Source organism: Burkholderia alba (assembly GCF_034721475.1).
Classification (GTDB): Bacteria; Pseudomonadota; Gammaproteobacteria; order Burkholderiales; family Burkholderiaceae; genus Burkholderia; species Burkholderia alba.
Window position 1 is genome coordinate 42,177 of the sequence record NZ_JAWJWL010000011.1, and the last position, 12,910, is coordinate 55,086.

Sequence of the window (12,910 nt, forward strand, 5' to 3'; positions counted from 1 at the left end):
TGAAGGCTGAATGAGATGCACACCCTGTATTTGATCGCGATCGTGGCGGAGGCGATGTCCGGCGCGCTGATGGGCATGCGGCGCGGGATGGACCGCTTCGGGCTGGCGCTGGTCGGCGCGGTGACCGCGCTGGGCGGCGGCACCGTGCGCGATGTGCTGCTCGGACACTATCCGCTGACCTGGGTCGCCCATCCGGAATATCTGCTGATCACGCTGTGCGCGGCGACGTTTGCATCGTGGACGGCCACTCACCTGACCCGCTTGAACACGCTGTTCGTCACGGTCGACGCGCTGGGTCTGGCGGCGTTCTCGATCATCGGCTGCGACGTGGCGTCGACGGTCAACGGCAATCCCGTCGTCGTCGTGCTCGCGGGCGTCATTACCGGCGTGTGCGGCGGGATGTTGCGCGACCTGCTGTGCAACGAGATGCCGCTGATCCTGCGCGAGGAACTGTATGCGAGCGTGGCGGTGCTGACGGGCGCGCTGTACGTCGCGCTTCAGCACATCGGCGTGGACGCGGGTGTCGCGACCGTGGTCGCGCTGGTTGCGGGTTTTGGGGCGCGGATGCTGGCGGTGCGGCTGGGCTGGAAGATGAAGACGTTCGGAACCGCGGATGCGGAGTGAGCGTCGCGTTCACCGCACGGGAGGCGATTGGGCCGAGAAGAAGCGGCTCGGGAAGACTCGGCTCGGAAAAGACGGAGCCGCGCGCGGCCGCGTCGCAATCACGTCCCCGTGACGGGGGTGTCCGCCTGCGTGATGTGCCACAGCACGCCCGCCGGATCGAACAGGAACGCGACATACGCACCCCACGGCTGGATTTTCGGTGCGATCGGCGATTTCACCGCGTAGCGGCCGGCGAGATCGAGCGATTGGATACGCCGCCACCATGCGTCGAGATCGTCGACGACCAATTGCAGCATGGCGTTTTCCGCGAAATCCTTGACGTAGAAGTTCTGGAGCAGGATGCCGTGCGCACCCAGCGTGAGGGCGGCGAGGTCGGGCGTGTCGTATGCGAGCGCGAAGCCGAGATCCAGATAGAACTGCTTGCTGCTGTCGAAATCCAGCGCGGGAATGAACGGACGAAGCGTCGCGGCGGATGAAGCGGGCGAGGTCATGTCGAGGGCTCCTGATGGGTTGACTGCCGGGAAGAGGGTAACGAATGCCGCGGATCAGGCCGGCACCATGACGGGCGGTGCGCCGTCGCCGCCGTCGAGCATCTTGACCGCGAAGCCGTAGCAGCGCTCGAACAGAGCCGGCTCCATGATGTCGCTCGGCATGCCGTGCGCGAAGATCGTTCCTTGTGCGAGCAGCGCGATGCGATCGGCGTGCCGCGCGGCGAGATTCGGATCGTGCACGACGGTCATCACGCCGATCCCCCAGTCGCGCGCGAGGCGCCGCACGGTGCCGAGCAGCAGATGCTGATGCGCGAGATCGAGCGCGGCGGTGGGCTCGTCGAGCAGCAGATAGCGGGGCACGCTCGCCGTCAGCCGGGTACTCGACGGCCACAGTTGCGCGAGCACCCGGGCGAACTGCACGCGGGCCAGTTCGCCGCCCGACAGCGTGGTCACGTCGCGTCCTTCGAGCGCTTCCGCGCCGGCCAGCGCCAGCGCTTGCGCCGCCACGTCGCGATCGTCGCGGGTCAGGCCGCCGGCGCGCGTCGTATGCGGGTAGCGGCCGAGCAGCACGATTTCGTCGACGCTGAACGGAAACGCCGGCTGCGACGCCTGCGGCAGCACGGCGCGCAATTGCGCGAGACGCCGCGAGTCGATTCGCTCGAGCGGCATGCCGTTGACCGATACGTCGCCTTCGACGCGTACCCCGCCCTGGTTGCGCAGTTCGCCGGCCAGCACTTTCAGCAGCGTGCTTTTGCCGGCGCCGTTGCGCCCGAGCAGTGCGGTGACCTTGCCCGGCTCGATGCGGATGGACAGATCGCGGAGGATGGAGGCGTCGCCGCGGGCGACGTGAAGATGGTCGGCGATCAGCATGTCAATGCTTGAGTAAAGGAGAGGCGGGGAACGCGATGGGCCGCGTCCGGTTCATCGTGGGCGGTCGCGGCGCGGCGTCGGTGCGCATGGAGTGCGCGGGATGCGGGAGATGCGGGAGATGCCCGGGATGCCGGAGATGCCGGAGATGCCGGAGATGCCGGAGATGCCGGAGACGCCGGAGACGCCCGAGACGCCCGAGACGCCCGAGACGCCCGAGACGCCCGAGACGCCCGAGACGCGCCGGCCGGGTGATGCACCGGACGGCGATGCACAAGCACCGTTTCACGCGGCGCATCGTGCCTGGCCGCCCAACGTGTCGCGCTCGCGCCTTGGCTGCCCGGGGAAGAACGGCGCGCCCGGCGGGCCGGACGGCACCGCGCAGGCGGCGTGTCGCGCGGCGAATCACGTTAACCGCCCAACGTGCCGCGCCCGCGCCACAACAGCGCGAGGAAGAACGGCGCGCCCAGCAGTGCCGTGAGGATACCGAGCGGAATTTCGGCGGGCGCCGCCACGGTCCGCGCGGCGAGATCGGCCGCGATCGTCAGCAGGGCGCCGAGCAGCGCCGCGCCCGGCATCACCACGCGCTGGTCCGGCCCGCATGCGAGCCGAATGCAATGCGGCGCGACGAGTCCGATGAACCCGATCACGCCGGTGCACGACACCAGCGCGCCGACGCACATCGCGGTGGCGGCCAGCACTCGCCGCTTGACCCGCTGAACCGGCACGCCCAGATGCAGCGCTTCGGTCTCGCCGAGTTGCAACGCATTGAGCGCATGCCGCTCGCGCGCGAGCAGCGCGCACCCGGCGAGCGCGAACGGCGCGACCGCCGCGATCACGCTCCACTGTGCGCCGCCGACGCTGCCGAGGCTCCAGAACGTCAACGAACGCAGCTGCGCGTCGTCGGCGACATAGGTCAGCAGCCCGATCGCGGCGCCCACCAGTGCGTTGATCGCGATGCCCGCGAGCAGCAGCAGCGGCAGCGCCAGGCGTCCGCGCGACGCGGCGAGACGATAGACGATCGCGGCGACCGCGAGTGCGCCCGCGAACGCGGCGACCGGCAGATAGCCGAGCGCGACCGGACCCGCGATCAACACCGGTCCGAGCACGATCAGGGTCGACGCGCCAAGCGCCGCGCCGCTCGACACGCCGATCAACCCAGGGTCCGCGAGCGGATTGCGAAACAGCGCCTGCATCGCCGCGCCCGCCGCACCGAAGCCTGCCCCGACGAACAGCGCGAGCACGACGCGCGGCGCGCGGATATCGAGCAGCACCGCGCGCGCTTGCGCGAGCGCCGGATCCTGTGCGAGCGCGTCCGCGCTCGCGAACAGCGCGGCCAGCACCTGACCCGGCGTGAGCCGGTAGGCGCCGATGCAGAATGCGGCCATGACCGCGCAGGCCAGCGCCGCCGACAGCGCGACGAGCACCAGCAGCGCGAGCCGTCGGCGCCGGGCGGCGATGCCGTTCAGCCCGGACGCCGGATATCGCGGCGCGGGCGACGGATGGAGCGGAGAGGGCGGGGCGATGGAGTTCATCGGGACGGCTCGCGGAACGAAAGGCAGTTAGGCGAAGGCATCGGCCAGACGCCGGTGCAGCGTCGTGACGGCTTGCGGCAGCCGCGGGCCGAAGCCGAGCAGGAACAGCGCGTCGAGCGACACCACGCGCCGCGCGCGGCCGGCGGGCGTCGTCGCGAAACCCGGCGCCGCGAGCAGCGCGTCCGTGCCGCCGACCGCACTCAGGCCTTCGTCGGAAATCAGCACGAGATCGGGCGCGGCCGCGACGAGCGCCTCCGCCGTCAGCGGCTTGTAGTGATCGAAACCCTGCATCGCGTTGCGCGCGCCCGCATAGCGGATCATCGCGTCGGCGGCGGTCTGCTGACCGGCGACCAGCGCCTGGTTGCCGGTATGGTTGAGCACGAACAGCACGCGCGGCGGCGTGCCGTTGCGGCCGGGCGGCCGCGCGGCGACCGCGCCGCGCGCCGCTTGCCAGTCCGCGTCGAAGCGCGCGAGCAGCGCGGCGCCGCTCGGCTGCACGTCGAGCGCCTGCGCGATGCCGGTGATCTTGCCGCGCGCCGATTCGACGTCGTGCCCTTCGCCGAAGGTCCGGACCGTCACGCCCGCGCTTTTCACCTGCGCGAGCGCGGCGGGCGGGCCGGCTTCCGCCGAGGCGAGCACGAGATCGGGGCGCAGCGACAGCAGCCCCTCGGCGGACAGCGCGCGCTGATAGCCGACCTTCGGCAGCTTGCGCGCGGCCTCCGGGTACGTGCAGGTCGTGTCGGCGCCGACCAGCGCATAGCGCGCGGTGTCCGCGCCGCCGAGCGCATAGATGGTTTCGGCGAGCGCGCCGCCGATCACGACCACGCGGGCGGGCTTCGCGCCCGCCGGCGCCGCACGGCCCGCGACGGGCACCGCGAGCGCGAGCGCGCCGGCGCGGGCGAGCCACGTGCGCCGCCGGGCGTCGAAGCGGGCGGCGCTCACTTCGCGGCCTCGGCGGTCGCGGCGGGCAGCGTGGCGATCAGATCGCGCCAGCCGGCCAGTTCCGGACGCTTTGGCTTGCCTTCGCCGAACAGCATCGCGATGTTCTGGCCGGCCTGGTCGAACAGTTCGAGCGACGTGACGATGCCGGCGCGGGTCGGCTTCCTGACGACCCACGCGGACGCGATCATGTCCTCGCGCAGGTGCAGGTTGAAACCCGGATCGAGCACGTTGAGCCACGGCCCCATGTCGCGGACGTTCGCGATCGGACCGGTGTGGATCTGGATCATGCCGTGGTTGCCGACGAACACCATGATCGGCAAACCGCTCGCGGCCGCGCCGTCCAGCACGCGGCGCAGCGCGTCGACGCCGACCCGTTGCGCGTAGCGCGGCTCGGCGAGCCGCAGCGCCTGCGTGCGGGTGACGCCGAACTTGCGGGTGATGCCGAGGAACTGATGGATGTCCGTGATCGCATCCCATGCCGCGTGGAAGCCCGCGACGTCGATTTCGCTGTCCGGCCGTTCGCCGGCCGCGGGCGCGGCGGGTTCGACTTTCAGGCCCGGCAACTGCAGCGCCATCCGCCAGCGCTCGACGAACGCGTCGAACGCCGCGTGATCGCTGTGTTCGCGCAGATAGACCTTATGCACGGCGCAGCCCTGCGCGTCGAAGAACTGCAGGCTCTTCATCGTGCCGTGCGCGGTCTGTTCGCGCACCGCGAAGCCCGACGCCCAGTTGCGATAGAAGATCCGCAGGTCGATCGCGCCGAGCGCGAGCCCCACCGGGCCGTCGTGGCTCATCTGCCCATAGGCGCCGTCCTTTTCGTGCACGGCCGCTTCGTTGCGGGTGAGCGCCATCACGCGGCCGAGCTTCGGCATGTCCTCGAACAGCTCGGTGAAGGTCGGCTCCAGGCGCACGACGTGCTCGCCGACGAACGCCGCGAGCGCTTCGCCCTCGCTGATGCCGAGCACGTGCGCGGCCTCGCGGTTGCGCAGCTTCTGCGACGTCTTCAGATGCAGGAACGCGTCGCGCAGCTCGCGCGGCGCGAGTTTGGCGGCGGGCGGCGTGCCCGGGTTGACGGTGTTCATCATGTCTGGCTCCTTCGGTGGCCGGATTAGAGAAAAGTACGCGCGCACGGCATCAGAAATCCACCTTCATGCTGACCGACACGCTGCGGCCCGGCGCGGTGTAGGCGTCGAGCACGGTCGAATCCGACGCGATGCCGCGCACGTCGGACCAGTTCCAGTACTTGCGGTCGAACAGGTTGTGGACGCCGAGCGTCGCGCTCACGTGCTTGTTGAAACGGTAGCCGCCGCGCAGGTCGACGATGAACGACGACGGCGGCGAGAAGCAGGTCTTGTTCGAGCAGGCGTCGGTCGCGATGTCCTGCTGCTTTTTAGCGGCCTGGTACAGCAGGTCGGTCTGCACGAACCAGCGTTCGCCCGGTTCGTAGCGCACGCCGAACACCGCCGAGAACGGGTTGATCGTGTTGAGCGGCTGGCTGGCGGCGCCGTTGTCCTGCGACGAGCCTTTCGTGAAGGCCATCGCGGTTTTCAGCGTGATGCCGTTCGGCATCACCCATTCGGCGCGGCCCTCGAAGCCGTGGATGCGCGCCTTCGCGAAGTTCACGTACTGGAACACCAGCGGATCGTTCGGCCGGCCGCTGCCGCTGATCGTGCGCTGCGAGATGAAGTTGCGATAGTTGCCCGCGAACGCGGCGGCGCTGTAGCGCAGCGGCCCGTAGCCGGTGCCGAGCTTGCCGCGCAGACCCAGCTCGACGGTGTCGCTGGTTTCCGGCTTCAGGTTCGGATTGCCGATCGACGTATAGCCGTAGACCGGATTCGAGAAGCTGTTGTTGACCTGGTCGGGCGTCGGCGTGCGGAACCCGTGCGCGTACTGGGCGTACGGAATCAGCGCGGGCGTCACCTCGTACAGCACGGCGAGACGCGGCGACAGCTCGTGGTCGCTCGACTTCACGGCTTTGCCGGTGAACAGTGGATCGCCGGCCGTCGGGCTCAGGCGGTACGAATCGAAGCGCAGGCCCGGCGTGACGATCAGCTTGCCGAAGCTGATCTGGTCCTGCAGGAAGGCGCCGAACAGCGTGTAGTCGGTGTCGGGGAACGCCTTGTTCGGGAACGATTCGCCGACGCCCGGCACGGTGCCGTTGCGCAGGCTCTTGACCCGGGTGACGCTGCCGTCCACGCCGTACAGCAGCTTGTGCGCGAGCGGGCCGGTGGCGAAGCCGCTTTCCGCGAACGCGGAGCCGCCGATCGCGCGCTCCGAGTACTGGTTGTCCCGCGAGCGCGACAACAGCCGGCCGCCGCGCGTCTCGAACGAATATTGATCCTGCTTCGCGTCCTGGTAGTAGAACTGCACGTGCGCGGTCTGGAACCAGCGCATGTCGGGATTGCGGAAGTCGTAGTCGACACTGTAGCGGTTGCGCTCCATCCGGTCGTTGGCGGCGAGGCCGAGCGTGGTGGGCGGATTGATCGCCGACAGCACGTTCGTGTCGATGCGGCGGCGCACCGCCTCGGCGGTGAACTTGATCGTGTCGTACGGGGTGGGCGTCAGGACCAGCTTGCCGAGCACCGATTCCGTATAGGTATCCTGAGGATTCGCGGTCGTGCGGCTGGTGCTGGCGGAATTGTTGCTGCCGCGCGTGTCGACCTCATGGCCGCGCCGGCCGTCGGCGACGATCATTCCCTGCACGAGATCGTTGCCCGCCGCCGCCGACACGGTGGCGCCGACGCTGCGATCCGTCGAGTCGTAGCTCGGCCGGAACGAGAAGTACGTCTTCTTGCCGTAGACCGACAGCAGGTCCTTCGGATCCTTCGTGATGAAGTTGACCGCGCCCGTCAGCCCGTCGCTGCCGTACAGCGCCGAGGCGGGTCCGCGCAGGATCTCGATGCGCTTCAGCGTGTCGAGATCGGCGTAGTCGCCGCGGCCTGCTTCGAGCGGACCGAACGAGAACGAGTTCGGCAGGCGGATGCCGTCTTCCATCAGCAGGACGCGGTTGCCTTCGAGGCCCCGGATGTTGATGCTCGAATCGCCGTCGCGGCCGCCGCCGAGCGCGGCGCTGCCCGGCCGGTAGGTCGTGCGGCGCACGGTGACGCCCGGCTCGTAGCGCAGCGCATCCTTGATGTTGGTGGCCTGCTGTTCCTCCAGATCCTCGGACGTGATGACCGACACGCTGGCGGCCGTGCGGCTCGCGGCCGTGGCGGTGCGTGTCGCGGTGACGGTGATCGGGTCGAACTGCTGGCCGTCGTGGCGCACGGTGGCCAGCTGGATGGCGGGTGCCGGTTTGACTGCGGACGAATCGGCCGCGGCAGCCGGATCGGCTGCGTGGGCGGCGGTGGCGTAAAGGCTGAATGCGCCGAACGCGCCGAACAGCGCGGCGCAAAGCGGCCGCCGCGCCAACAAATGTGGATGCACGGATGGTCTCCCAGTGGTGAATAAGCCTCGAGGCTGGCTGGGTGAACGCGTACACCTGGCTGGCCGCTCGCGCCGCGAGCGGCGGCGAGCGGAAAGAAATGAAAGAATTCGACAGTAAAACGCCAGTGTAATTGAGAATGATTATCAATACAACGCATGCTGTCGATGCGTAATTCGAATCAATTCATTGAATTGATGATGGAAGATGAGGTAGTGCGTGATTCGATGTGCAACTAACGGTCTAGTCGCCCGGCATCCGCGAAGTGAGGCCGCCCGCGATGCCGCGCCGGCGCCGGATACCGGCAGCCGGCAGCCGGCAGGGCGGCGATGCGCGATGCGGATCGCGCCGAGGGCGATGCCGTTCCGGCGCGGCGCCGGGCTCACGAAATCGATTCGAGCCGGATCAGCAGCTTGCGGATGTGCGCGAGATACGCGTCATGGGCTTCGCGATCGCCGCGCGTGTCGAGGTGCGACGTTTCGGCCAGCTCGATCTGACGTTCGAACTCGTCGCCCAGCGCGCGGCGCGCGTCGGGCGGCAGCGCGCGGATCACCGACACGAGCAGCAATTCCTGGGCGTGGAGCACGCCGGACAGCGCCTGGACGTTCATGCCGACCTCCGTCGAGAAAACCGGCGCCGCGCGGCGCCGGTCTTTCCATACTAGGACTGCCGGCTGCAAAAGCCGAGCGCGGACGCGCAACGCGTCACGTCGCCCGCGCCGCGAGGCCCGCCGTGCGTCCGCCTCCCTTCGCGCTCACTCGGCGGCCGCCACGATCGGCTCCGTCGCCTGCGCGAGACTCAGTACCGTCTGCGCGATCGACTGGGTGGTGGCGAGCGTGTTGATCACGCCCGCGCGCAGCGCGCCGAGAATGCCGGTGGCCTTGGTCGGCTCGCTGGCGGTCGCGATCACGTTCGGGATGCGCTTGAGATCGTCGAGCGTGAGGCCGATCACGCGGCCGCGCAGCATGGTCGTCGCCGGGCGGCCGTGGATGTCGATGAAGTCGTAGCCCATGATGTCGCCGACCGCGCCGGCGCGCTTCGCGTCGGCCATTTCCTCCGGCGTGAACCAGCCCATCCGGACCATGTTGCTGTCCTCGAGGATGTCGCCGATGCCGACCAGCGCGACCGACGCGCGCTGCGCCTTGTTCAGCGACTGGCGCACGATGTCGTTGTCGAGCAGCGCCTGAAAGAGCTGCGGATCGTTGACGAGCGCGGGCGCGTAGAGCGTTTCGCTTTCGCCGCCGAAGCGCGCGGCGAGGCGCCGGCAGATGTGGTCGGCGTTCATCGTCTCGCCGCCGCGGAACGAGCCGCCGATCCCCGATACGAACGAGCAGTTGCGCTGCGTCGTCGACACCGCGTGGCGCGACACCGCGCTGACGTTGCGGCCCATCCCGACCGCGACGATGGTGCCGTCCGTCAGCACCCGGTCGAGATAGCTCGCGACCAGTCCGGCCAGCAGCTCGCGCTGGCTGTCCTGATCCTTGTGGTCGACCGAGATGATCGCGCGCTGGATGCCGAAACGCGCGACCAGCTCCTGTTCGAGATCCTGGACCGCGCGCGGATGATGGCGCACGCGGATCTCGACGATGCCCTCCTCGATCGCGCGCTTGAGCATCCGGCCCACCTTCGGGCGCGAGATGGCGAACTTTCGCGCGAGCTCTTCCTGGGTCAACCCGTCGACGTAGTAGCACTTCGCGAGTTGTGTGAGTTCGTCGTTTGTCATGTTGTCTTGTTCGCTTGTGGCGCCGCGCCGCGCGCGGTCATGAACCGCACGGCGCATCGTTCGGGCCGGCGGGGGTCATGCCGGCCCTGCGTTCGTATTCCGCGATCCGCTGCACCTTCGGCTGCGAGCGTCCGCCGTCGAATTCTGCCTTAAGCCACGCGTCGACGATGCTGTTCGCCAGTTCGCTGCCGATCACCCGCGCGCCCATCGTGAGGATCTGCGCGTCGTTGCTGCGCCGCGCACGCTCGGCCGAATAGGTGTCGTGGCACTGCGCGGCGCGGATGCCGGGCACCTTGTTCGCCGAAATCGCGACGCCGATGCCGGTGCCGCACAGCAGGATCGCGCGCGGGAAATCCCCGGCGGCGACCCGCTGCGCGACGTCGATCGCGATGTCGGGGTACAGCACCGACTGTTCCGCGCTGTGCGTACCGAAGTCGACCAGCTCGACATCGGGATGAGTCGCGCGCAGGTGCCGTTTGATCGACTCCTTGAGCGTGTAGGCCGCTTCATCGCAGCCGATCGCCACTTTCATGGTGGGCCTCCGTGACGCGCGCATCGGGTGCGCAAATGTGCAAGTGTGAGCAATTATAACGATCGAAATGAACATTTGGCAAAGGGCGAATTTTTGCTCACGGCTTGATGTGATCATAATTATTCTTTATATATCAATGATTTGATGATGATTTTCTAGTGACGACTAGCGTTTACCTGTAATTGACATGCTGAAATCACGATGACTACCATCCGTTCACGCTGTATCAAATCATCGTTGGTGAACAAAAGATCATCCGGGATACGACAGTGACTCCTGTTCTGCTCGAAGCAAGCCAGGTTGCGAAACGGTTCAACGGCGTGAGCGCGCTGCGCGACGGCCGCCTGACCCTGTCGGCGGGCCGCGTGCATGCGCTGTGCGGCGGCAACGGCACGGGCAAGTCCACCTTCCTGAACATCCTGATGGGGCTGCTGCGGCGCGACGAAGGAACGATCCGCCTGCAGGGCCGGGAAGTCGACTTCGCCTCGCCGGCCGATGCGCTCGCGCACCGGATGGCGATCATCACGCAGGAGCTGTCGCCGGTGCCGGGCATGAGCGTCGCGGAAAACCTCTACCTCGGCCGCGAGCCGACCCTGGCGCGCGTGGTGGTCGATTTCCGCGCGCTGCGGCGGCGCGCGCAGGACCTGCTGGACCGGCTCGGCTTCGCGATCGACGCGGGCGCGCCGATGCATCGGCTGAGCCTCGCGCAGACTCAGCTGGTCGAGATCGCGAAAGCGTTCAGCCACGACTGCCAGGTGATGATCATGGACGAGCCGACCTCCGCGATCGGCGAGCGCGAGACGGAGACGCTGTTCGCCGCGATCCGCAACGTCACCGCGCAGGGCGCCGGCATCATCTACGTGTCGCACCGTCTGAGCGAACTGTTCGACATCGCCGACGACTACACGGTGTTCCGCAACGGCGCGTATGTCGAGAGCGGCCGGATCGCCGACATCGATCGCGCGCATCTGGTGCGCACGATCGTCGGCCGGGAAATGCCGGTCGTCGACAAGGCATGCCGTCCGGCGGACGGCGCGCCGTGCCTGTCGGTCCGCAACCTGACGCGCGCGGGCGAGTTCGACGACATCAGCCTCGACGTGCGGCGCGGCGAGATCCTGGGCATTTACGGGCTGATGGGTTCCGGGCGCAGCGAATTCCTCAATTGCGTGTACGGGCTGACGCGCCCCGCGTCGGGCGCGCTCACGCTGAACGGCGCGCCGCTGCCGCCGGGCGATCCGGCGCGCGCGATCCGCGCGGGCATCTCGCTCGTCACCGAGGATCGCAAGGCGTCCGGCCTGGTGCTGTCGGGCAGCGTGCAGGACAACATCGCGATGTCCGCCTACGGCCGGCTGTCGCGCGCGGGCGTGATCCGCCGCGCGCGGGTGCGCCGGCTCGCCGAGTCGATGGCCGAGCGGCTGCGGATCAAGGCGGCGTCGCTGCGGATGCCGGTGGCGGCGATGAGCGGCGGCAACCAGCAGAAGGTCGTGCTCGCCAAGTGCCTGTCTACCGATCCCGTGCTGCTGCTGTGCGACGAGCCCACGCGCGGCATCGACGAGGGCGCGAAGCAGGAGATCTACCGGCTGCTCGACGCGTTCGCGCGCGACGGCGGCGCCGTGATCGTCGTGTCGTCCGAGGCGCCGGAGCTGCTGTACGTGAGCGACCGCATCGCCGTGTTCAAGGGCGGCCGCATCGCCGCCGTGTGCGCGGGCGACGAGGCCACCCAGGAAACCCTGCTGCATCTCGCTTCATGAACGAGCCCATGAATACCCAGACCCTCTCCTCCGTCGACGCCGCGCCGAAGCGCGTGAATCTCGCGGATCTCGCGAGCCGCTTCGGCATTCCGCTGATCTTCGTCGTGCTGTGCATCGTGCTCGCGTTCGCGAGTCCGTACTTCTTCACGTGGCGCAACTGGGGCGACATCCTGCGCCAGACGTCGATCAACGGCATCCTCGCGATCGGCATGACCTACGTGATCCTGACCAAGGGTATCGATCTGTCGGTCGGATCGGTGCTCGCGCTCGCGGGGATCGTGAGCGGGCTCGCGGGCGCGGCGGGGCACGGCCTCGTCGCGACGCTGGCCACCGGCATCGCATGCGGCGCGGCGCTCGGCGCGCTCAACGGCATCACGATCGCGCGCTTCAACGTGCCGCCGTTCGTGGTCACGCTCGGCATGCTGAGCATCGCGCGCGGCGTCACCTACATCGTCAACGACGGCAGCCCGGTCGCGAACCTGCCCGACAGCTATCTGTCGCTCGGCATCGGCAAGCTCGGCCCGCTCGGCATGCCGGTGCTGATCTTCGCGGCGGTCGCGCTGGCAGGCTGGTGGGTGTTGCGCTACACGACCTACGGCCGCTACCTGTATGCGGTCGGCGGCAACGAGAAGAGCGCGCGAACCTCGGGGATCGGCGTGCGCAAGGTGGTGTTCTCGGTGTACGTGGTGTCCGGGGCGCTCGCCGGACTGGCCGGGATGATCCTCGCCGCGCGCACCACGTCGGCGCTGCCTCAGGCGGGCGTGTCGTACGAGCTGGACGCGATCGCGGCCGTCGTGATCGGCGGCACGAGCCTGTCGGGCGGGCAGGGCGGCGTGGTCGGCACGCTGTTCGGCGCGCTGCTGATCGGCGTGATCAACAACGGGCTGAACCTGCTGGGCGTGTCGTCGTATTACCAGCAGATCGCCAAGGGTCTCATCATCGTGCTGGCGGTCCTCGTCGACGTCGCGCGCAAACAGCAGCGCTGATTCACGCGGCGCCGACACAAGCATTCCAACCGGAG

The 12,910-nt window shown here is 68.6% G+C and carries 12 protein-coding genes; 3 read left to right on the plus strand and 9 right to left on the minus strand.

Features of this window, described 5'->3' with window-relative positions; translation table 11 throughout:
- Nucleotides 1-15: 15 nt before the first annotated feature.
- Entirely contained in the window at nt 16-624 is a 609-nt protein-coding gene (locus RZR99_RS14390; protein ID WP_323120449.1) for a trimeric intracellular cation channel family protein, read from the plus strand.
- 98 nt (nt 625-722) lie between these two features.
- On the opposite strand, the gene RZR99_RS14395 is transcribed toward RZR99_RS14390, so the two are convergent.
- The 9 genes from RZR99_RS14395 to rpiB all read right to left on the minus strand — a co-directional run bounded on the left by RZR99_RS14395 (nt 723) and on the right by rpiB (nt 10,138).
- A complete protein-coding gene (locus RZR99_RS14395) occupies nt 723-1,115 on the minus strand; it encodes a VOC family protein (protein ID WP_323120450.1) in 393 nt (130 codons plus the stop codon).
- 54 nt (nt 1,116-1,169) lie between these two features.
- Entirely contained in the window at nt 1,170-1,991 is an 822-nt protein-coding gene (locus tag RZR99_RS14400; protein WP_407655451.1) for a heme ABC transporter ATP-binding protein, read from the minus strand.
- Between the two features lie 401 nt (nt 1,992-2,392).
- Nucleotides 2,393-3,517, minus strand: a complete 1,125-nt coding sequence (locus tag RZR99_RS14405) for a FecCD family ABC transporter permease (RefSeq protein ID WP_323120452.1) — start codon at nt 3,515-3,517, stop codon at nt 2,393-2,395.
- A 27-nt stretch (nt 3,518-3,544) separates the two neighbouring features.
- The gene (locus tag RZR99_RS14410; protein WP_323120453.1) at nt 3,545-4,459 is read right to left on the minus strand and encodes a heme/hemin ABC transporter substrate-binding protein; all 915 of its coding nucleotides are present in this window, start codon (nt 4,457-4,459) and stop codon (nt 3,545-3,547) included.
- Nucleotides 4,456-5,544: a hemin-degrading factor gene (locus tag RZR99_RS14415; protein WP_323120454.1), complete on the minus strand. Its 1,089-nt coding sequence runs from the start codon at nt 5,542-5,544 to the stop codon at nt 4,456-4,458. Before RZR99_RS14415 ends, RZR99_RS14410 begins: the two co-directional genes overlap by 4 nt.
- Nucleotides 5,545-5,593: 49 nt before the next feature.
- A complete protein-coding gene (locus tag RZR99_RS14420) occupies nt 5,594-7,870 on the minus strand; it encodes a TonB-dependent hemoglobin/transferrin/lactoferrin family receptor (protein WP_323120603.1) in 2,277 nt (758 codons plus the stop codon).
- A 395-nt stretch (nt 7,871-8,265) separates the two neighbouring features.
- The gene (locus RZR99_RS14425) at nt 8,266-8,493 is read right to left on the minus strand and encodes a hypothetical protein (protein ID WP_323120455.1); all 228 of its coding nucleotides are present in this window, start codon (nt 8,491-8,493) and stop codon (nt 8,266-8,268) included.
- A gap of 144 nt (nt 8,494-8,637) precedes the next feature.
- On the minus strand, nt 8,638-9,606 hold the full coding sequence (locus tag RZR99_RS14430) for a sugar-binding transcriptional regulator (RefSeq protein ID WP_323120456.1): 969 nt from the start codon (nt 9,604-9,606) through the stop codon (nt 8,638-8,640).
- 37 nt (nt 9,607-9,643) lie between these two features.
- Nucleotides 9,644-10,138 (minus strand): ribose 5-phosphate isomerase B, encoded by a 495-nt coding sequence (gene rpiB, locus RZR99_RS14435; protein ID WP_323120457.1) that lies wholly within the window; start codon nt 10,136-10,138, stop codon nt 9,644-9,646.
- Between the two features lie 269 nt (nt 10,139-10,407).
- Here rpiB and RZR99_RS14440 point away from each other — a divergent pair, with 269 nt between their 5' ends.
- Together RZR99_RS14440 and RZR99_RS14445 are read left to right on the plus strand one after the other, a co-directional pair.
- Entirely contained in the window at nt 10,408-11,889 is a 1,482-nt protein-coding gene (locus RZR99_RS14440) for a sugar ABC transporter ATP-binding protein (RefSeq protein ID WP_323120458.1), read from the plus strand.
- Entirely contained in the window at nt 11,886-12,875 is a 990-nt protein-coding gene (locus tag RZR99_RS14445; RefSeq protein ID WP_323120459.1) for an ABC transporter permease, read from the plus strand. The genes RZR99_RS14440 and RZR99_RS14445 overlap by 4 nt, the downstream gene beginning before the upstream one ends.
- The last annotated feature ends 35 nt before the right edge of the window (nt 12,876-12,910 follow it).

Excerpts from the sequence above, each read along its gene's own strand:
- RZR99_RS14405 (WP_323120452.1), bottom strand. The coding sequence starts at position 3,517 with ATGAACTCCATCGCCCCGCCCTCTCCGCTCCATCCGTCGCCCGCGCCG.
- RZR99_RS14425 (WP_323120455.1), bottom strand. The coding sequence starts at position 8,493 with ATGAACGTCCAGGCGCTGTCCGGCGTGCTCCACGCCCAGGAATTGCTG.
- RZR99_RS14395 (WP_323120450.1), bottom strand. The coding sequence starts at position 1,115 with ATGACCTCGCCCGCTTCATCCGCCGCGACGCTTCGTCCGTTCATTCCC.
- RZR99_RS14415 (WP_323120454.1), bottom strand. The coding sequence starts at position 5,544 with ATGATGAACACCGTCAACCCGGGCACGCCGCCCGCCGCCAAACTCGCG.
- RZR99_RS14390 (WP_323120449.1), top strand. The coding sequence starts at position 16 with ATGCACACCCTGTATTTGATCGCGATCGTGGCGGAGGCGATGTCCGGC.
- RZR99_RS14445 (WP_323120459.1), top strand. The coding sequence starts at position 11,886 with ATGAACGAGCCCATGAATACCCAGACCCTCTCCTCCGTCGACGCCGCG.
- rpiB (WP_323120457.1), bottom strand. The coding sequence starts at position 10,138 with ATGAAAGTGGCGATCGGCTGCGATGAAGCGGCCTACACGCTCAAGGAG.
- RZR99_RS14430 (WP_323120456.1), bottom strand. The coding sequence starts at position 9,606 with ATGACAAACGACGAACTCACACAACTCGCGAAGTGCTACTACGTCGAC.